At 72.5% G+C, this 17,297-nt stretch carries 17 protein-coding genes and 2 pseudogenes; 10 read left to right on the top strand and 9 right to left on the bottom strand.

The window, feature by feature from the left end; genetic code table 11:
• Positions 1–69: 69 nt before the first annotated feature.
• Positions 70–1,080 (bottom strand): hypothetical protein, encoded by a 1,011-nt coding sequence (locus tag N912_RS65275; RefSeq protein WP_211261401.1) that lies wholly within the window; start codon positions 1,078–1,080, stop codon positions 70–72.
• A 346-nt stretch (positions 1,081–1,426) separates the two neighbouring features.
• On the opposite strand from N912_RS65275, the pseudogene N912_RS54705 reads away from it, so the two are divergent.
• Positions 1,427–2,350, top strand: a pseudogene (locus tag N912_RS54705) (RNA polymerase sigma factor); the annotation flags it as partial.
• On the opposite strand, the gene N912_RS54700 reads toward N912_RS54705, so the two are convergent.
• A complete protein-coding gene (locus N912_RS54700) occupies positions 2,338–3,174 on the bottom strand; it encodes a polysaccharide lyase (RefSeq protein WP_211261400.1) in 837 nt (278 codons plus the stop codon). The pseudogene N912_RS54705 and the gene N912_RS54700 overlap by 13 nt on opposite strands.
• Positions 3,175–3,307: 133 nt before the next feature.
• Positions 3,308–3,667 carry an FDXHR family putative zinc-binding protein gene (locus N912_RS67100; protein WP_425415319.1) on the bottom strand — a complete coding sequence of 120 codons (360 nt, stop codon included), beginning with the start codon at positions 3,665–3,667 and terminating at the stop codon, positions 3,308–3,310.
• Between the two features lie 33 nt (positions 3,668–3,700).
• Here N912_RS67100 and N912_RS0126135 point away from each other — a divergent pair, with 33 nt between their 5' ends.
• Both N912_RS0126135 and N912_RS54695 read left to right on the top strand, forming a co-directional pair.
• The gene (locus N912_RS0126135; protein ID WP_028924716.1) at positions 3,701–4,420 is read left to right on the top strand and encodes a FadR/GntR family transcriptional regulator; all 720 of its coding nucleotides are present in this window, start codon (positions 3,701–3,703) and stop codon (positions 4,418–4,420) included.
• 100 nt (positions 4,421–4,520) lie between these two features.
• Positions 4,521–6,005, top strand: coding sequence for an ArnT family glycosyltransferase (locus N912_RS54695; RefSeq protein ID WP_084211228.1), 1,485 nt, complete (start codon positions 4,521–4,523; stop codon positions 6,003–6,005).
• Here N912_RS54695 and N912_RS0126125 read toward each other — a convergent pair.
• A complete protein-coding gene (locus N912_RS0126125) occupies positions 5,974–7,323 on the bottom strand; it encodes an MFS transporter (protein ID WP_028924715.1) in 1,350 nt (449 codons plus the stop codon). The two genes, N912_RS54695 and N912_RS0126125, sit on opposite strands and share 32 nt — an antisense overlap.
• 70 nt (positions 7,324–7,393) lie before the next feature.
• Here N912_RS0126125 and N912_RS0126120 point away from each other — a divergent pair, with 70 nt between their 5' ends.
• Positions 7,394–8,104 (top strand): ArsR/SmtB family transcription factor, encoded by a 711-nt coding sequence (locus N912_RS0126120; protein WP_028924714.1) that lies wholly within the window; start codon positions 7,394–7,396, stop codon positions 8,102–8,104.
• 60 nt (positions 8,105–8,164) lie between these two features.
• Entirely contained in the window at positions 8,165–8,368 is a 204-nt protein-coding gene (locus N912_RS54690; RefSeq protein WP_037066656.1) for a hypothetical protein, read from the top strand.
• A gap of 54 nt (positions 8,369–8,422) precedes the next feature.
• Here N912_RS54690 and N912_RS54685 read toward each other — a convergent pair whose 3' ends face one another.
• Positions 8,423–9,988 (bottom strand): tyrosinase family protein, encoded by a 1,566-nt coding sequence (locus tag N912_RS54685; RefSeq protein WP_037066654.1) that lies wholly within the window; start codon positions 9,986–9,988, stop codon positions 8,423–8,425.
• A 602-nt stretch (positions 9,989–10,590) separates the two neighbouring features.
• Between N912_RS54685 and N912_RS67095 the strand changes: the two are divergent.
• Positions 10,591–10,890 (top strand): annotated as a pseudogene (locus N912_RS67095) (transglycosylase family protein); the annotation flags it as partial.
• Positions 10,891–10,907: 17 nt separating this feature from the next.
• Here N912_RS67095 and N912_RS0126100 read toward each other — a convergent pair.
• On the bottom strand, positions 10,908–11,822 hold the full coding sequence (locus tag N912_RS0126100; RefSeq protein ID WP_028924713.1) for an MBL fold metallo-hydrolase: 915 nt from the start codon (positions 11,820–11,822) through the stop codon (positions 10,908–10,910).
• Positions 11,823–11,903: 81 nt separating this feature from the next.
• Between N912_RS0126100 and N912_RS54675 the strand changes: the two genes are divergently transcribed.
• The gene (locus N912_RS54675; protein ID WP_051580812.1) at positions 11,904–12,530 is read left to right on the top strand and encodes a TetR family transcriptional regulator; all 627 of its coding nucleotides are present in this window, start codon (positions 11,904–11,906) and stop codon (positions 12,528–12,530) included.
• Here the strand turns inward: N912_RS54675 and N912_RS0126090 are convergent.
• The 3 genes from N912_RS0126090 to N912_RS0126080 form a co-directional block, all read right to left on the bottom strand.
• A complete protein-coding gene (locus N912_RS0126090; RefSeq protein ID WP_028924712.1) occupies positions 12,493–12,780 on the bottom strand; it encodes a DUF6092 family protein in 288 nt (95 codons plus the stop codon). The genes N912_RS54675 and N912_RS0126090 overlap by 38 nt on opposite strands.
• Positions 12,773–13,315, bottom strand: coding sequence for a nitroreductase family protein (locus N912_RS0126085; RefSeq protein ID WP_028924711.1), 543 nt, complete (start codon positions 13,313–13,315; stop codon positions 12,773–12,775). Before N912_RS0126085 ends, N912_RS0126090 begins: the two co-directional genes overlap by 8 nt.
• Positions 13,316–13,378: 63 nt before the next feature.
• Positions 13,379–13,843: an Lrp/AsnC family transcriptional regulator gene (locus N912_RS0126080; RefSeq protein WP_245645427.1), complete on the bottom strand. Its 465-nt coding sequence runs from the start codon at positions 13,841–13,843 to the stop codon at positions 13,379–13,381.
• Between the two features lie 104 nt (positions 13,844–13,947).
• On the opposite strand from N912_RS0126080, the gene N912_RS0126075 reads away from it, so the two are divergent.
• From N912_RS0126075 to N912_RS0126065, 3 genes are read left to right on the top strand one after another with little or no spacing between them, the layout of a single operon-like run.
• The gene (locus N912_RS0126075; protein ID WP_028924709.1) at positions 13,948–15,591 is read left to right on the top strand and encodes an alpha-keto acid decarboxylase family protein; all 1,644 of its coding nucleotides are present in this window, start codon (positions 13,948–13,950) and stop codon (positions 15,589–15,591) included.
• 35 nt (positions 15,592–15,626) lie between these two features.
• Entirely contained in the window at positions 15,627–16,535 is a 909-nt protein-coding gene (locus tag N912_RS0126070; RefSeq protein WP_028924708.1) for an alpha/beta fold hydrolase, read from the top strand.
• Positions 16,536–16,571: 36 nt separating this feature from the next.
• Positions 16,572–17,297, top strand: a complete 726-nt coding sequence (locus tag N912_RS0126065) for a MerR family transcriptional regulator (RefSeq protein WP_028924707.1) — start codon at positions 16,572–16,574, stop codon at positions 17,295–17,297.

The following is a 17,297-nucleotide window of genomic DNA, read 5'->3' as shown; positions in this document are numbered from 1 at the left end:
CGAACGCCGCGATGGCTCGCGGCCTGACGAAATCCGCGACTCACCCTGACAAAATCCCCGACTCGCGGTCTAGTCGTCCTCGGACTTTTCGGAGTCCGAGCGCGAGCTGGACGCGGCGGCGCCGCCGGGGATGCGGCAGGTGCCGCCGGAGGTGATGGGGCCGGCCATCACGGGCTTGCCGGGGGCCGGGTTCATGATCGCCGGGACGCCGGTGCCGGTGATCTTGTCCATGCAGCTGTCGCTGGCGGACTTGCTGCCGCCCTCGCCGTCGACCCACATGTCGAGGTGGCCGTCCTGGCCGGACGGGGCCGCGCTCGCGCCGGTGTCCTCGACGATGACGTAGCGCTGCACGGTCGGCAGGTAGAACCGGGTGCCGCCCTTCCAGGCCGCGCCGCTGCCGCTGCCGGGGACCGCGACGGTGATCGGGTCGGTGTAGGTGCCGGTGCCGCCGGCCTTGCGGTGCACGACCGGCATGCTCACCGTGGACGAGCCCGGCGGGGTGTTGTCCTGGAAGGAGTAGCCGGTCAGCCAGATCTTCAGGTTCTTCTCCGAGCCCTGGGCGGGCACGGCGGCCTTGTTTCCCCCGCCGTTTCCTCCGCCGCCGGCGTTCGGCTGGGGCTTCGGCGGCGCCTCGGGCGGGCGTTTGGGTTCCTTGGCGGCGGCCGGGGGCTGGTCCGGCACGGGGGCGGCGGCCGGCGGGGCGGGTTGCGGGGCGGCGGGCACGCCCTGGGCGGTGTTCTCCCCCTGGTCGGGGCTGGCCAGGGTGGACGTGCGGCCGCCGAGCAGGGTGGTGCCGCCCACGATCACGCCGGCCACCGCGCCGGCGACCAGGGTCACCGTCAGCGCGCGGGACGGCAGCCTCCGGGCGCGGGCCGACCGGCGGCGGGCCGCGCGGGGCACGCTCACGGTCGGCGACTCGTCGACCGGGTCGTCGTCCTCCGACCAGGCCGCGCGCGGCAGGGGAAGCGAGCTGTCGACCGGTGTGCCCGACTCGGGCGCCCTCGGCTCGGGGATCGAGGCGTCAAGGCCGGCCAGGCCCGCCTGGCTTTGACGCCCGCGTGGGGAGCGGTGCCGTGCCATGTCCTCCCTTTCGGATCTCGCGGCGGAACGGGCTCCGGCTCGGGGACCGGCGGATTGGGGGCTCCGTGCCCATTCTGTGATCTGCCCTTTACTGATCCGAGGCCTAAGTGTATCGGACGAGTGACGCACGCCCCGATCTGGTTGCACTCGGTGAGACGGCCGAACGCCTGTGCGCGACAAGCGGACGATCGCCCTGCGCTCATCGGCCTCCCGCGCTGGACGGATACGCGTACCGTGGGGACGTGCCGGGCCGGCCTGGGCCGGCCCGGCCGGCGGGAGCATCTACGTGGGAGCGCAACCGACGCCTACCGATCGTGAGCTGCCTGACTCCGGCATCGGCGCGCCCGACCCGGTTCGGACCTACCTGCACCAGCTCAAGAGGGTCGCGCTGCTCGACGCCCAGCAGGAGGTGGAGCTGGCCAAGCGGATCGAGGCCGGCCTCTACGCCGCCGAGCGGCTGCGCGAGCCGGTCGAGAACGTCACGGGCCAGACGGCGGCCGCCCGGCAGCTGCGCCGCGACCTGGGCTGGATCGTGCGCGACGGGGAGCGGGCCAAGAACCACCTGCTCGAGGCCAACCTGCGGCTGGTGGTCTCGCTGGCCAAGCGCTACACCGGGCGCGGAATGGCCTTCCTCGATCTGATCCAGGAAGGCAACCTCGGCCTGATCCGCGCGGTGGAGAAGTTCGACTACACCAAGGGCTACAAGTTCTCCACCTACGCCACCTGGTGGATCCGCCAGGCCATCACCCGCGCCATGGCCGACCAGGCCCGCACCATCCGCATCCCGGTGCACCTGGTCGAGATCCTCAACCGGCTGGGCCGGGCCCACCGGGACATGCTGCGCGACCTGGGCCGCGAGCCCACCGCCGACGAGCTCGCCAAGGAGCTGGACATCACCCCGCAGCGGGTCATGGAGCTGCGCCAGCACGGCCGCGAGCCGATCTCGCTGGACCAGAGCATCGGCGAGGAGGGCGAGGGCGGCCAGCTCGGCGACTTCATCGAGGACTCCGAGGCGGTCGTCGCGGTGGACGCGGTGTCGTTCACCCTGCTGCAGGACCAGCTCCGGTCCGTGCTGGCCACCCTGTCCGAACGCGAGGCCGGCGTGGTCAGGCTGCGCTACGGGCTCACCGACGGGAAGCCCCGCACCCTCGACGAGATCGGCCAGGTCTACGGCGTGACCCGCGAGCGCATCCGCCAGATCGAGTCCAAGACCATGTCCAAGCTGCGCCACCCGTCGCGCTGCGAGGCGCTGCGCGGCTACCTCGACTGAGCCGACTGAGCCGGCTGAGACACCGCGTCGGGGGGCGGGATGTAGCGGTCGGACACGCCGAAGTTGGCGAAGTCGGCGTACTGGTCGGAAGGGCTCGCCCACGACTGGTCGCCGCCGCCGAAAAAGGTGGAGAAGAACAGCCCGTCGATGTGGAGTTGGTCGGTATTGCGCAGCTGCACATCGTTCTGGCTGAACACCTGCTGACCATTCACCCATACGGTCACGACACCGTCGCGCTGCCCCGGCGTGTTGAGCTTGACGCCTTGTTGGATGGTCGTCCACTGGCCGGCCGGGAACGTCCAGGTGCCACGCCCGAGTGAGGTGCCGAAACCGCTTCCGCCGGGCAGGTAGGCGTACAGCTCACCGGCGCCACCCTTGCGCCACATGTAGCGGGTGGAGAACCCGTCGTCGCGGTGGTCGCCGCCGGATCCGCCGCTCCCGCCGAACAGCCCGGGCAGCTTTCCGCCCTTGACGAAGTCGAACCCCGGCTGGAAGCGCACCTGGTATTGCAGGTAGGCGGTGTCGGCGGGGCCGGGGAATCGCAGGTAGGCCTGCAGGCCGCCGGCCCTGGCCGGATCACCGCCGGCCGCGTGCGGGCTCGCCGTCCCGGCCGGGTAGTGGACCCGTAGCGCCAGGCCACCCGGCACTTCAGGGGCCGCGATGAAATCGGACCTGTCCAGCCCGAAATCACCCTGGTCGGAGGAAATGAGCCCATTCCCGAGGAAGGCGGCCAACTGTCCCAGATCGGTCACGTTGGCTACCGGGTTCACCCGTCTCGGTGTCTCTGAAGCAATGGGTATCGCGTAAACGACCAGCACGGTCACCGAGGCGAACGTGAGCGCCGCAAGGCATCGGGGGAAATAACGTGAAGGCATCGTGGTGGGCATCGTATGCACGCCACGTTGTCAGTTTGTATAACTCCATCGTGTTCGATATATCATCAGATCGGGCCGGTGGTCACGCCCCGAGCTGATCCGCGGCGCGCAACCAGATGCCGTTGCGCGTCTGGTTCAGGCCCATCGCGTGGCCGTCGCGACAGGTGCCGTCGGGACGGTGGGCGTCGAACAACTCCACGTCATCGAAGGTGGAACAGCACAGCTGGCAGTGACAGCGACACTCTCCCACCCAGCTCGCGCCGCACCTTCCACACAGCCCCCGCACCAGTTCCACTTCGGCGACGATACCGACGACGACCGTCGGAACCGGTGAGTGACGTTCCCGATTCGCGCACGGATTCTCCGGGCCGCGCCCGCACCAGGCATAGGATGTCCTATGTCCGGCAGAACGCCCGACACGTGGCCGACCCGGAGCAGACATGGAGCAGACATGCCGCCCATAGACTCCTCCGACGTGACCTCCCCGGCAGGCAGGCCCACGGGCGCCAGGGCCAACCAGCGGGCGCTGCAGGAGGCGATCAAGCACCTGATCGTCGAGCGCGGGCTGGCCGCCGGCGCCCCGCTGCCGACCGAGTCCGAGCTCAGCGCGGAGCTGGGGGTGAGCCGGCATCCGCTGCGGGAGGCGATGAAGGCGCTGCAGGCGCTGGGCATCGTGGACATCCGGCACGGGTACGGCACCTATGTGGGGTCGGTGCCGCTGTCCGGGCTGGAGGCCGGGCTGGCGTTCCGGGGCGCGCTGTCCGTGCGCGGCGACCGGGCCGACATCCGCGACCTGCTGGAGATCCGCGAGGTGCTCGAGTCCGGGCTGGTGGACCGGGTGCTCGCGGCCCGCGACCAGATCGACCTCGGCGCGCTGGAGGAGCACGTGTCCGCCATGGAGCGCGAGGCGGGCCACGGCCGGTACGCGCCGGAGCGGGACTGGGCGTTCCACGAGACGCTCTACCGTCCGCTGGGCAACCAGCTCGTGCTGGAGCTGCTCCAGGTGTTCTGGCGGGTGTTCAACACCCTGGACGAGCAGCTCCCCCGCGCCGACGGCACCCCGGAGGCGACCGCCGGCTGGCACCGGCGGATCCTGGAGGCGCTGCGGGCGGCCGACGAGCCGGCGCTGCGGGCGGCCGTCGTCGAGCATTTCGCCGGCATCCGCTCCCGGGTTCGCGGCCAGCCCGGCTCGTAACCGCCCTGACCTGTGGTATCAACGGAACCTTTGACGGTTCTCGGACGTGGTGCCGGACCCGGTTGAGGCACGTTCTGGCCGGTGGTCTACACCTGATGTCATGTCGGCATCGACCGTTCTGGTGAATCTCCGTGACGGACTGGAGATCTTTCCGTCCCCACGAGGCCGCCGGAGCCGTGCCGCATTCGCCCGGCGGCCGGTCGCGGCCATCGCGGCGGTCACCGGGTTGGTCACCGCCTGGGCCGGCGCGGTGCGCCCCTATCAATACGACGAGCTCTACTTCCAGGCCAGCGGCCGGTTCCTGTCCTGGGGCTACGCCGACCAGCCGCCGCTGGTGCCGTTCTGGGCGCACCTGGCCGACCAGATCGCCCCCGGTTCGTCGCTGCTGTTCCGGCTGCCGGCGGTGCTGCTGTTCGTCGCCGGGATCGTGGCGACGGCGGCGATCGCCCGCGAGTTCGGCGGGCGGGCGTGGGCGCAGACGCTCGCGGCGGCGGCGTACGCGGTGTCGCCGTGGCTGGTGGTGGCCGCGCAGTGGACGGCGACCTACTCGTTCGACCCGCACCTGTGGACGATCGTGTTCTGGCTGGTGGTGCGCGCGGTCGGCCGGCCGGACCGGCGGCGCCACTGGGGGCTGCTGGCCGCCGGCCTGATCACCGCCGTGGACCTGGAAGTGAAGTTCCTGATCCCGCTGCTGTGGATCTCGGCGCTGGCGGCGGCGCTGGTGGTCGGCCCGCGCTGGCTGGTCCGGCGCGCCGAGCTGTGGGTGGGCCTGGCCATCGCGGCGGTGTGCACCCTGCCCACGCTGGCCTGGCAGGCCGACCACGGCTGGCCGTACGCCCAGATGTCGCAGGTGGTCGCCGCCGAGTCGCCCCGGGTCACGCTGCTGCCGGTCGGGCTGGTCGGGTTCGGGGTGGTCACCGGGATGGTGCTGGCGGTCTACGGGCTGTGGCGGCTGCTGCGCGCGCCCGACCTGGCGCCGTGGCGGTTCCTCGGGTTCGCCACCGCCGGCTCGGTGATCGGCCTGTTCATCGCCAGCGGCCGCTCGTACTACCTGGCCGACTACACCGGGCTGCTGGTCGCCGCCGGGGCCGTCGGCGTGCGGGTCCAGCGGCCGGCCCGCTGGTGGGGCTGGGCGGTGACCGGCCGCGCGGTCGCGCTGTCCGCGCTGTTCCCGGTGCTGGTGCTGCCGCTCGGCCCGGCCGGCTGGAACCCGCTGGACCGGCTGATCCACACCGCCGAGGTGACGCCGGCGGTCACCACGGGGGTGCAGGCCGCCTACGCCCAGGTCCCCCCGAGCGCGCGGCCGCACACCGCGGTCATCGCCCAGACCTACCCGCTCGCGTCCGCGGTCGCCGCCTACACCCCGCTGCACGCCTACAGCCCGCACCGGGGCTACTGGTTCTTCGGCACGCCGCCGGCCGCCGTGGACGAGGTGATCTGGCTGGGCGACGACCCGGAGCGGCTGCGCCCGTGGTTCGACACCGTCACCCCGCTGCCCAACTCCGGCGGCCCGCCACTGTGGAAGGCCAGCGGCCGGCGCGCGGACTGGAACCTCATCTGGAAGGACTGGCGCCGGATGCTCTGACCCCCGTCGGGGTCGGGCTCGTCGCCGTGACCAGCACAGCCGCGACCAACGCGAGCACCGCGCACAGCTCGGCCAGCGGGATGCGCCCGGTCGGCTGGCCGGCGGTGAGCGAGCCGAGCAGCGCGACGCCGAACACCCCGCCCAACTGCCGGGCGGCGTTGAGCAGCCCGCACGACACCCCGACGCTGTCCCCCGGCACGTGCGCCAGCACCAGCGTCGTCATCGAGGTCGTGACCAGCCCGGAGCCCACGCCGAACACCGCCAGCGCCGCCGCCAGCACCCAGTACGGGAACCAGGCCGCGACGGTGAACCCGACCGACCCGGCCACCGTGCACAGCAGCCCGGCCAGCAGCGGCCGCCTCGGTCCGGCCGCCGCCGTCCACGGCCGGGCCAGCCAGCTCGCCACCGGGGTGTGCAACAGGGTCAACGGCAGGAACGCCAGGCCGGTCAGCAGCGCCGAGTAGCCGCGCTGGTGCTGCAGGTACAGCGTGTAGACGAACAGCGAGCCGTACATGGCGAAGTTGAACGCCGCCCCGGCGAGCAGCCCGGCGCGCAGCGGCGCCGACGTGACCGCCTCGGCCGGGACCAGCGGCGTGGGCAGCCGCCGTTCCCGGAGCAGGAACGCGGCCAGCGCGGCCGCCGCCGAGGCGAACAGGGCGAGCACCGCCGGCGCCGTCCACCCCAGCCGACCGGCCTCGATCAGCCCGGCGGTGGCCGCGGTCAGCGCGATCGCCGCCAGGCACTGGCCGGTCCAGTTCAGCCGGACCGGCCGGCCCGGCGTGCGGGCGACGTACCGGCCGACCAGCACCGCCGCGGCCACCCCGACCGGCACGTTGAGCAGGAAGATGGCCCGCCACCCCAGCGTCTGCACCAGCGCGCCGCCGACCAGCGGGCCGGCCGCGAACGCCACCCCGGAGACCGACGCCCAGGCACCCAACGCGTTCACCCTGGCCCGCCCGGGCGGGTACCTCACGTAGATCAGCGCCAGCGAGGTGGGCGCGAGCAGCGCGGCCCCGGCGCCCTGCACCACCCGCGCGGCGACCAGCGCGGCCACCGTCGGGGCGAGCCCGCAGCCGACCGAGCCCAGCGTGAACACCGCGAGCCCGGCCTGAAAGCCCCGCCGGGCGCCCCACCTGTCGCCGAGCAGCCCGGTGGACAGCAGCAGTGCGGCGAACGCGAGGGTGTAGGCGTCGACGGTCCAGAGCAGCTCGCCGGTGCTCGCGCCGAGCTGGGCCTGCATCGCCGCGACGGCCACGTTCAGCACGTTCGCGTCCATGATCACCAGCGCGAACCCGACGCACACCCCGGCGAGTCCCATCGCCGGCCGATGCTGCCGTCGAATCGCTTCCAGCGCGGTGGAACCGAGCCCTCGGCGGATACCATCGGGCGTGACCTGTGGTGACACCGACGTGGCCTCGGTCGCGGCGTTGATCGGCGACCCGGCCAGGGCGCGCATCCTGCTGGCGTTGAGCGCGAACCAGCGGTTCACCGCGTCCGCGCTGGCCGCCGAGGCCGGCCTCTCCGCCCCGGCCACCAGCGCCCACCTGCGCAAGCTGTTGGACTCCGGGCTGGTCGAGGTCGCCCGCGAGGGCCGCTACCGGCACTACCGCATCGCCGGCCGGGACGTGGTGGCCGCACTGGAGTCGCTGGCCAGGCTGGCGCCCGCGCACCCGGTCCGGTCGCTGCGCCAGGAGGGCCGGGGACGGGCGCTGCGCTTCGCCAGGGTCTGCTACGACCACCTGGCTGGGCGGCTGGCGGTGCTCGTCGTCGAGGCCCTCATCGCCCGGCGCGCGGTCACCTCGCTGCCCACGCCGGCCGCCCACCTCGGCGACGCGCTGTGGACCGCCGGACCCCGGGCCCGGCCGGTGTTCGGCGAGCTCGGGGTGTCCGCCGAGGCGCTCGCACCCGGCCAGCCGCTGCCGCCGTGCCTGGACTGGAGCGTGGGACGCCCGCACCTCGCCGGCGCGCCCGGCGCCGCGCTGCTGGACGCGCTGCTGGCCAACGGCTGGCTGGCCAGGCTGCCCCGGCAGCGGGCGGTTCGGGTCACGGGCGCCGGCAGGGAAGGGCTGCGGGCGGCGCTGGGGATCGAGCCGGCGTAGTTCTTCGGGCGGCGGCCAGCGCGGCCAGCGGCACAGCGCGGTGCCCAGACCACCCTGACGATGGCCGGCGTGCTCGACATGATCATGGCTCCGCCGGCGCCGAGCAGCGCCCTCGCGACGATCAGCTGGACCGGCGTGGCGGCCAGGCCCGCGAAGGCCGACGCCGCGCCGAACACCGCGAAGCCGGCCAGCAGCATCCGCCTGCGCCCGATCATCGAGCAGATGGCCTCCTGGGGCCGCCGGTACCGCGACCAGCTGCGCTGACGCACCCGTGAGTGGTTAGCGTTGTCATAGCAACGCTAACCACTCACGGGGTTGTCAGCGCACCTCGATGCGCAGCGGCGGCTCGCCCTGGACCCCGAACCGCTCCCGGCCGAACATCCCGTCCCTGGTGCGCACCTCGACCTCGTAGCCGGCGTCGGCCAGGGAGGCCTCCCGGATCGGGTTCAGGCCGATGAAGGCCTTCGTCTCCAGGTGGGTCTGGCAGTTGGCGCAGCCCTGGACGCTCCAGCGGCTGAGCACCGCCTCGCTGCCCACGCAGTGCCGGACCCCGTCGACGGTGACGAACGCGGAGATGATGAACGAGCCCCGGATCGTCGCCCGGTTCACGCCGGTGACCTCGATCGTCTTGTTGCTCTGCCCCTCCGCCACCCGCCGCGCGGCGGCGCGTTCGACGTGTTCCTCCAGTGAGCCGGGGCCGTAGGTGTAGCCGAGCTGCTTCTCGATGTCGATGCAGTGGCTGGAGGTGTACGGCTGGCCGAGGCTGTTGCGGAAGGGGTCGAGCGGCGAGTCCAGCGTCAGCCACGAGTTCGGCACCACGCCGGGGGTCGGCCCCTGGCCGTCGACCGAGTTCGTCCCCGGATACCCGCCGATGACGTCCAGCTTGTCGGTCTGGCCGTGCCTGCGCTGCCACAGCCAGAACACGCGGTCCACGAAGCAGTGGTGGAAGTAGAAGATCGGGTCCAGCCCGGCGGTGTCGTTCTCGCCCATGTCGCCGTTGGCCCCGGGGATCGGGCTGGCGTCGAACCCGGCGGCGTCGAAGCCGCCCACGGCCAGATGGATGGAGTTGTGCGGCGACTCCAGCGACATCACCGGCAGCACCCCGTCCGCCCGGTCGGCGTTCCACTGCGCGGCGGAGGTCGTGTTGGAGAAGACCGTGTAGTTGGGTGCCTCCAGGCAGTCCAGGTACTTGGTCCTGACGCTGGTCGAGACCGTCTGCCCGTTGATCACGACGGTGGACGTCAGCCAGGCGACGACGTTCTGGTTGAGCAGCTTCACGTTGTCGTCGTAGTTGGGGAACTGTGCGTTGTGCCGTTGTGTCGCCTCCCGGTCCTGGGGCGTTCCGACCAGCCCTGACAGCGGGTAGCGGACCGTCTCGTACCCCTTGGGCTTGCTGTAGTTCGGGTCGGCTCCGTTGACGAAGTCACGAATGGGGTGGTTGAACACGAACGAGCGCAGCGGGTTCGGGATCGTCGCCCCGTCCAGCTCGACGCTCTCCTGGGTCAGCGCCCAGGGGACCCCGTTGCGCAGCGACTCGTCGCTGGTCTCGTCCCAGTACGGCAGGGTCACGTCCGCGCAGCCGGGGATGCTGCGCAGCGCGTCCTCCAGCTTCAGCAGGTAAACCCGGTGCCAGGTGGGAAACAGGATGTTGCCGTGGTTGCAGTAGCCGCCCCAGTACGCGCTGGTGCCCCAGCCCGCGCCCCGGAAGGGCTCCCCGTGCAGGCCGCCCAGCGAGAAGAACGACCTCGGGTCGTCGGGCGGCAGCTCCTTGATGCCCTTCCAGGCACGCATCAGGTCGTCCAGCGGCTTCTTGTTGCCGGTGGCGTACTCGTCCTGCAGCTCCGTCAGCGACCTGCGAACCCTCAGATCCTGGCGACTGGTCATGACAGCTGTGCTCCCCTCGGATGGCTGGACCCGAATATCAGGAGCGGCCGGGTGGGGGCGCAGATACACGCGTCCCACCCAGCGGCGGAGCGAACCGGAACGTGACCGGACGCCTACACAGTGTTTGCGTCACGCTCGGCATCGACTACGCTACCCACCGTCGGCCCGCGCTCCCCCATGTCGGGCCGCCCGTGTACCTGTCATGTCCCTGGAGTGTGATGTCCGGCCGTCATCGGAAACCCACCCAAACCGGCTTACGCCTGGCTCGTGTCGGCACCCTGACGATGATGGCGGTGGCGCCGCTCGCGGTCACCGGCTCCGCGCTGGCCGACACGCCCGACTCGGACTCGTCCAGCTGGGCCGACGACAGCGAGCTGGAGGACACCGGCTCCCGGTACCGGAGCGCGGACGCCGACGCCGACGCCGACAAGTACGCCTCCGAGCTCAAGGGCTTCGACTGGCGCGACTCGGACTCCCCCAGCTCCAGCACCCGCCGGGCCTCCACGAGCCCGGCGAAGTCGACCGGTACCGACAAGTCGACGAGCCCCACGAAGTCCACCAGCCCGACGAAGTCCACGAGCCCGACGAAGTCGACGCGCTCGATCGGCCCGCTCGGTGATTCGCCCCGGACGTCGACGACCTCCGAGTCGACGACCACCGGCGCGACCCAGACGAAGTGGGACAAGCTGGCCCAGTGCGAGAGCACCCAGAACTGGTCGGCCCGGACCGGCACCTACCGGGGCGGCCTGCAGTTCAGCGACTCGACCTGGCGCGCGTACGGCGGCCACCAGTACGCGACCTCGGCCGACCAGGCCTCCCGCGCCGAGCAGATCGCCGTCGCGGAGAAGGTCCGGCAGGCGCAGGGCTGGAAGGCCTGGCCGGCCTGCAGCAAGAAGCTCGGCTACCTCTGAACGCCCGGTCACAGGGTGTGGCGCTGCAAGTGGTCCAGTGCGACGAACCGGGCGGCGGGGCTCGCCTTGGCGACCGCGGCGCGGAGCTTGTCCAGGCCGCCGGTGTCGACGGCCGGGCGTTCGAGCGGTTCGTCGAAGTTGTCCCAGTGCGTGGGTAGCACGGTGGCGGGATGACCGAGCAGGTCGAGCAGCCGGGGTACGTAGTCGGGCACCGAGCCGCCGCCGACGGGTAGCAGCACGGCGTCCGGGCGGCGGCCGGCCAGCTCGCGCTCCAGGTAGTTGGCCCCGCCCAGGGCGAGCACGCTGCGCCCGCCCAGGGTGATCTCGTAGCCCAGTGTGCCGCCTTCGACCAGGTCGGCGATGGTGCGCGGCCGGGGCGGCACCGCACCCGGCCGGCTGCCCGGGAACGGCACCCGCGCCCGGGGACCGGTCATCGAGTGCACCGAGGGCACCACGTCGATGCGGTAGGAGCCGTAGTCGACCCGCTCGCCGCCTCGGACCTGGTTGAGCTGCTCGGCCGGCGCATCGAGGGCGCGCAGCAGGTTGCAGTGCGTCTCGTTGCCGAACACGGTGGCTCCGGTACGGGCGGCGATGTGCGGCACGTCGGGCAGGTGGTCGTAGTGCCCGTGGGTGACGACTATCGCGTCGGCCTTGGTGACATACCTGTCCAGCAGCGCGGTGTCGACGGTGATGGGGGTGGCTGGGTCGGCCCCGGCGGGGGTGTAGGCGCCGGTGCGGAACCGGGTCAGCCACGGGTCGACAAGCACGGTGACCTCGCCGGCGGTCAGCTCCCATGCGTTGTTGCCGAACCAGCGCAGCGTGAGCCCACCGGCGGGAGCCGGGGCGGCGGCCGGGGCACAGGCGGCGAGGGCGGCGGCGGCACCGGCGGCACCTGCCGAGGCGAGAAGGGTTCGACGAGACATCGAGTTCGGGGTCACGGGCAGGCAGCGTATCGAACCGATCGGTTCGGTACGTAACGGGCCGGGGCGTGCGATACTCCCTCGGTGCCCCGCGACGCGTCCGATACCCGACGGCGGATCCTGGAGGCGGCCGTCGAGGAGTTCGCCGCCTACGGCATCGCCGGCGCCCGGGTGGAACGGATCGCGCGGAACGCCAACGCCAACAAGCGTGCGATCTACGAGCAGTTCGGAGACAAGACCACGCTGTTCTCCATGGTGCTCGGCCACGAGCTGGACAAGCTGGCGCACGCGGTCGAGCCGCGGCCGGACAACCTCGCCGAGTACGTCGGCGAGCTGTTCGACTACTGCGCCGAGAACCCCCGGCTGGTGCGCCTCGTCCAGTGGGAGGCGCTGTCCTTCCCCCCTCGCCAGGCACCCAACTTCGCGCAGCGCTCTACCGGCTACGCGGCCAAGGTGGACGCCGTCGCCGCCGCCCAGCGGGCCGGGCACATCAACGCCGACATGCCGGCCGAACGCGTGCTCATGCTGCTCATCGGCCTGGCCGAGTGGACCCTGTACGTGCCGCAGCTGGCCCAGATGATCATCGGTCACGACCCGGCGGACCTCGAACAGCGGGCTCACCACCGCGCGTTCCTGGTGGCCACCGCCGGCCGCCTGCTGGGCGCCGGAGCGCTTACGTCCCCAGCTCGCGGCGGCGGGTCTCCAGGGTGAACCGTCCGGCGTTGTCGGCCAGCCAGGCCTCGAAGGCGGGCTGGTCGGTCATGACCAGGTTGAAGTGCGCCCGGAAGTCGTCGCCGGCGGCGCGCAGGAACTCGTCGTCGTCCACCAGCGCCATCAGCCGGTTCGCCGCGTCGGCCAGCCGGAATGCGGACAGCTGGGGCGTCTCCTCCAGGCTCAGCGGCGCGCTGTTCACCAGGTACGTGATGATCTTGAACAGCTCGCGGTCCAGGTTCTCAGGCATTCACCCACTCCTCGCCGAACCGGTTGTGGTGCACCGCCGTCGTGAACCCGCGCGCCGCGCGCGGCGGCGACGGCGGCACGAACCCGACGGCGACGGTGACGTCGGGGCGGATGTGCTCGGGCAGGTCGAACAGGGCGCGGGCGGTGGCGTCCGACCAACTGGTGACCGTGCACGTGCCCAGCCCCAGCGTCTGGGCCATCAGCGCCAGGTGCGCGCACGCCGCGCCCGCGTCCAGCCGAGTGGTCACCTCGACGCAGGCGCGGCCGGCCAGCTTCTCGGCGGCGACCAGGTCCGTGCAGTGCACCAGCATCGCCGGCGCGTTGTTGACGAACCCGGGCAGCACCTGCCGCGCGGTGGCCATCAGCCGGGGGTCGTCGACCACCACGATGTTGCGTATCCCCGACCGGGTCTGCTGCGCCCGGGAGGCCGCCCACACCATCCGGTCCAACAACTCGCGCGGCACCGGCTCGTCGGTGAACTGGCGGTGCATGCGCCGCCGCCGGACTCCCTCGGCAACATCAACGGGCCTGGTCATCGCTCCACGCTGGCACGCCCGCCGACGCTGTGACAATGGGCACAGTGCACGGCGGGCCCACGTTCACTGGGCAACCCGCAACAGCTGCGCCATCCGCAACGGCACGACCTCGACCATCGAGATCAGCGTGTTCGAGCGGACCACGCCGGAGCAGCCCAGCAGCAGGCCGGTGACGCGGTAGAGGTCCTTGTTGTCCTTGGCCACCACCCGCACCAGCAGGTCGGCGTCGCCGGTGACGGCGTGGATCTCGCAGACCTCGGGGACGGCGGTGATCTCGGCGAGGGTGTCCTCGCTGCGGGTCTGGCTGATCGCCAGGGTGATGAACGCGAGCACCGGGTAGCCCAGCGGACCCGGGCGCACCCGCACGCTGGTGGGCGCGAGCGAACCGTCGGCCTCGATGCGCCGGTGGCGGGCCTGGACGGTGTTGCGGGCCAGGTTCAGCCGCGCGGCCACGGCGACGGTGGTGGCCAGCGGGTCGTCGTCGAGGGCGAGGACGATCCTCGCGTCGGTCTGGTCGAGATGGCGCACGGTGTGCAGCTCCCGTCCCGGTAGTCGTTGCTGATTTGAGCAGAATGCTCAGCAGTATGCGCGTGTATTGCGCAGGACGTCACCCGTGACGTGCCATCGTGGGCATGACAGTGACGGTCGCGCAGTACCTCGCCCGCCGGTTGCGGCAGTTGGGTGCCGAGCACCTGTTCGGCGTTCCCGGCGACTTCACCCTCGGCCTGCTCGACTCGGTGCTCGCCGACGGCGCGCTGCGCTGGGTCGGCTCGCCGAACGAGCAGGGCGCCGGGTACGCCGCCGACGCCTACGCCAGGACCAGGGGAATCGCCGCGGTGGTGACCACGTTCGGCGTGGGCGAGCTGAGCGCGATGAACGCCGTCGCCGGCGCCTACGCCGAGCACGTGCCGCTCGTCCAGGTGACCGGAGCCCCGCCGACCTCGGTGGCCGCCGCCGGCGCGCCGGTCCACCACACCCTGGCCGACGGCGACTTCGGCCGGTTCGCGCGCGCCTACGCCGAGGTGACCGCCGCCGGCGCCGTCCTGACCGCCGCCGATGCGGCCGACCGGATCGACGCCGTGCTCGCCACCGCCGTGCGCGAGCTCCGGCCCGTCTACCTCTCGATCCCGGTCGACGTCGCTACCGCCCCGGTGTCCGCCGCGCGGCTGGCCGAGCCGCTGCCGTCGGCGCGCGCCGCCGCCGATCCGGCCGCTCTCGACAGGTTCCGGGCCAGGGCCGCCGAGCTGCTCGCCGGTGCCGGAGCCGCGACCGTGATCGCCGGGCACCTGGTGGAGCGGACCCGCACCCAGCCGGCGCTGGCCCGGCTGGCCGAGGCGGCGGCCTCGCCGGTGGTGACGCTGGCGTCCGCGCGCGGCGCGTTCGACCCCGCCGACCCGCACTACGCGGGCGTCTACTGCGGGGAGATCGGCGCGAAGCGGGCCATCCTGGCCGTCGACACGGCGGACGTGCTGATCGAGGCCGGCACGCTCATGGCCGACACCATGACCGGCGCGTTCACCCACCGCGTCGACCCGGCGCACACCATCCACCTCGGGGTCACGGCGGCCACCGTGGCCGGCACCGTCATCGAGGGCGTCCCGCTGGCCACCGCGCTCGACGCGCTCGCCGAGGTCGCCGACGCCGACGCGCTGCGCCGTGAGCCACCGTCCGAGCCCGCCCACGACGAGGCCGAGCCCCGCGAGCTGGACCAGGCCGGGCTGTGGGCGGTGCTGGAGCGGTGGTTCCCCGCCGGGCATCGGCTGGTCACCGACATCGGCACCACGTTCTTCGCCGCCATGGACGTCTCGCTGCCCGCCGGCGCGGACGTGGTGGCACAGCCGGTGTGGTCGTCGATCGGCTACGCGCTGCCGGCCACGCTGGGCTGCGCGCTGGCCGACCCGACCCGGCGGCCGGTGCTGGTCGTCGGCGACGGCGCCGCGCAGATGACAGTGCAGGACCTGAGCACGCTGGCCTACCACGGCGCCGCGCCGATCGTGATCATCGTCGACAACGCCGGCTACACGATCGAGCGGGCGATCCAGAGCCCCGCCGCCGTCTACAACGACGTGCCGGCGTGGGACTGGTGCGCGCTGGCCACCGCGTTCGCCCCCGGCGCGGACATCCTGACCGCCCGCCCCGCCACCCTCTCCGAGCTGGACGGCGCGCTGGCCGACGCCACCGCGCACCCCGACCGGATGGCCGTGCTGCACGTCAGGCTGGACGCCATGGACGTCCCGCCGGCGCTGCGGGGGCTGCTCGCCGGCGTAAGGACTTGACCCTGACGCTACGTCAGGGTTGGAGCCTTCCGCGCATGACGAACAACATCACGTCCTCGGCCCGGCCCGCGCCGCCGGTCGGGGGGTTCGACGAGGTCGAGGGCAGGCGCATCTTCGTGCACCGGTCGGGCGGCGGCGGGCCGGCCGTCGTGTTCCTGCCGGGCGCGAGCGCGATCGGCCTGGACTACTTCGGCGTCCAACAGGAGGTCGCGCGGTTCACCACCGCCGTGGTCTACGACCGGGGCGGCACCGGCTACAGCGACCCGCTGCCGCTGCCGCGCTCCGCCACCTCGGTCGCCTCGGAACTGCGCGAGCTGCTGCGCGCCCAGGACATCCCCGCCCCGTACGTGCTCGTCCCGCACTCCCTCGGCGGCGCCTACGCACACCGGTTCGCGCAGCTCTACCCCAGCGAGGTGGCCGGGCTGGTCTGGTTGGACGCCTTCCACCGCGACTGGGACGACTTCGTTCCCCCCGAGCTGGGCCTGGCCGCGAGCGAGCGGATGGCGCCCACCCTGGAGCAGCTCCGGCAGGGGCTGCCCGCCATCCGCGCGATGTGCGTCGAGCTGCTCGCGGACTTCCCCGCGCAGGTGCGCGAACCGCTGATCGAGTACCACGTCAGCGACACCTGGATCGAGGTCGGCCTGGCCGAACGCGGGACGCTGGCCGAGCTGGCCGACGAGCTGCGGCCCGGGCCGAACGTCCCCGACGTCCCGGTGATCGCGCTCACCGCGCTGGGCGTCGACGCCGGCCAACAGGCGCTGATGTCCGAGCGGTCGCTGCACCAGATGCACGACGGCAAGACCAAGATGGCCGAGGCCCTGGTGAGCGCCGTCTCGCACGGCGAACACCGCATCCTCACCGACACCGACCACAGCCGGCTCTGCTTCGACCGCCCCGACGCCGTGGTCCAGGCCATCCGCGACGTCGTCAACCTCGCCGCCTGACGGGACAATTGCCTTAACAACGACGAAAGGGGGACGGTGCTCACGATCGGCCAGCTCGCGGCGGCCGCGGGCGTGACCGTGCGCACCGTCCGCCACTACCACCACGTCGGCCTGCTGCCCGAGCCCGAGCGCGACGCCTCCGGCTACCGCCGCTACGACGCGCAGGCCGCCGTGGACCTCATCCGGATCAGGACCCTCGCCGACGCCGGGGTGCCGCTGGCCCGCATCGATGCGCTGCTGCACGCCCGGCCGGCCGAGTTCGACGCCGCCATCGCCGACATCGACGCCGAGCTCCAGCGCAGGATCGACCAGCTCGCCGAGCACCGCCGCCGGATCGCCGAGCTGGCCGGCGGCGAGTCACTGGTCCTGCCCGCCGGGGTGGTCGACAACCTGAACCGGATGCGCGCGCTCGGGGTCAGCGAGCGGACGGTGCGGCTGGAGCGCGACGTGTGGATCCTGATGCAGGCGCTGGACCCGGACGCGATGCCCCAGGCGATACGGGACAAGGCCGCCAGCTTCGACGACCCCGAGACGACACGCCTGTACCTGCTCTGTGACCAGTCGGTGGACTGGGACCCGCACGACCCGAGGGTGGACCGGCTCATCGACGAGCTGGACGCCTGGGAGACCACACACGGAAACGGGGACGTCGGCCAGCATGCGGACATGGCGCTGGCCATGTCCCGGATCGTGGAGGCGTCGCCGGCGTGGCGACGGATCCTCGACGAGCTGGCCCGCCGGCGCCGAACCGCCACGCCGTGA

It is taken from the genome of Actinospineispora acaciae DSM 45401, from assembly GCF_000620785.1.
GTDB lineage: Bacteria > Actinomycetota > Actinomycetes > Mycobacteriales > Pseudonocardiaceae > Pseudonocardia > Pseudonocardia acaciae.
Note: the sequence above shows the minus strand (reverse complement) of the source record. Positions and strands in the feature narration are given on the sequence as shown.

Coding starts and splice junctions, on each gene's coding strand:
- N912_RS0126125 (WP_028924715.1), bottom strand. CDS start 7,323: ATGGGACTCGCCGGGGTGTGCGTCGGGTTCGCGCTGGTGATCATGGAC.
- N912_RS54695 (WP_084211228.1), top strand. CDS start 4,521: ATGTCGGCATCGACCGTTCTGGTGAATCTCCGTGACGGACTGGAGATC.
- N912_RS0126085 (WP_028924711.1), bottom strand. CDS start 13,315: ATGACCAGGCCCGTTGATGTTGCCGAGGGAGTCCGGCGGCGGCGCATG.
- N912_RS65275 (WP_211261401.1), bottom strand. CDS start 1,080: ATGGCACGGCACCGCTCCCCACGCGGGCGTCAAAGCCAGGCGGGCCTG.
- N912_RS54690 (WP_037066656.1), top strand. CDS start 8,165: ATGGCCGGCGTGCTCGACATGATCATGGCTCCGCCGGCGCCGAGCAGC.
- N912_RS54685 (WP_037066654.1), bottom strand. CDS start 9,988: ATGACCAGTCGCCAGGATCTGAGGGTTCGCAGGTCGCTGACGGAGCTG.
- N912_RS0126090 (WP_028924712.1), bottom strand. CDS start 12,780: ATGCCTGAGAACCTGGACCGCGAGCTGTTCAAGATCATCACGTACCTG.
- N912_RS67100 (WP_425415319.1), bottom strand. CDS start 3,667: ATGTCTGCTCCGGGTCGGCCACGTGTCGGGCGTTCTGCCGGACATAGG.
- N912_RS0126075 (WP_028924709.1), top strand. CDS start 13,948: ATGACAGTGACGGTCGCGCAGTACCTCGCCCGCCGGTTGCGGCAGTTG.
- N912_RS0126100 (WP_028924713.1), bottom strand. CDS start 11,822: ATGTCTCGTCGAACCCTTCTCGCCTCGGCAGGTGCCGCCGGTGCCGCC.
- N912_RS0126070 (WP_028924708.1), top strand. CDS start 15,627: ATGACGAACAACATCACGTCCTCGGCCCGGCCCGCGCCGCCGGTCGGG.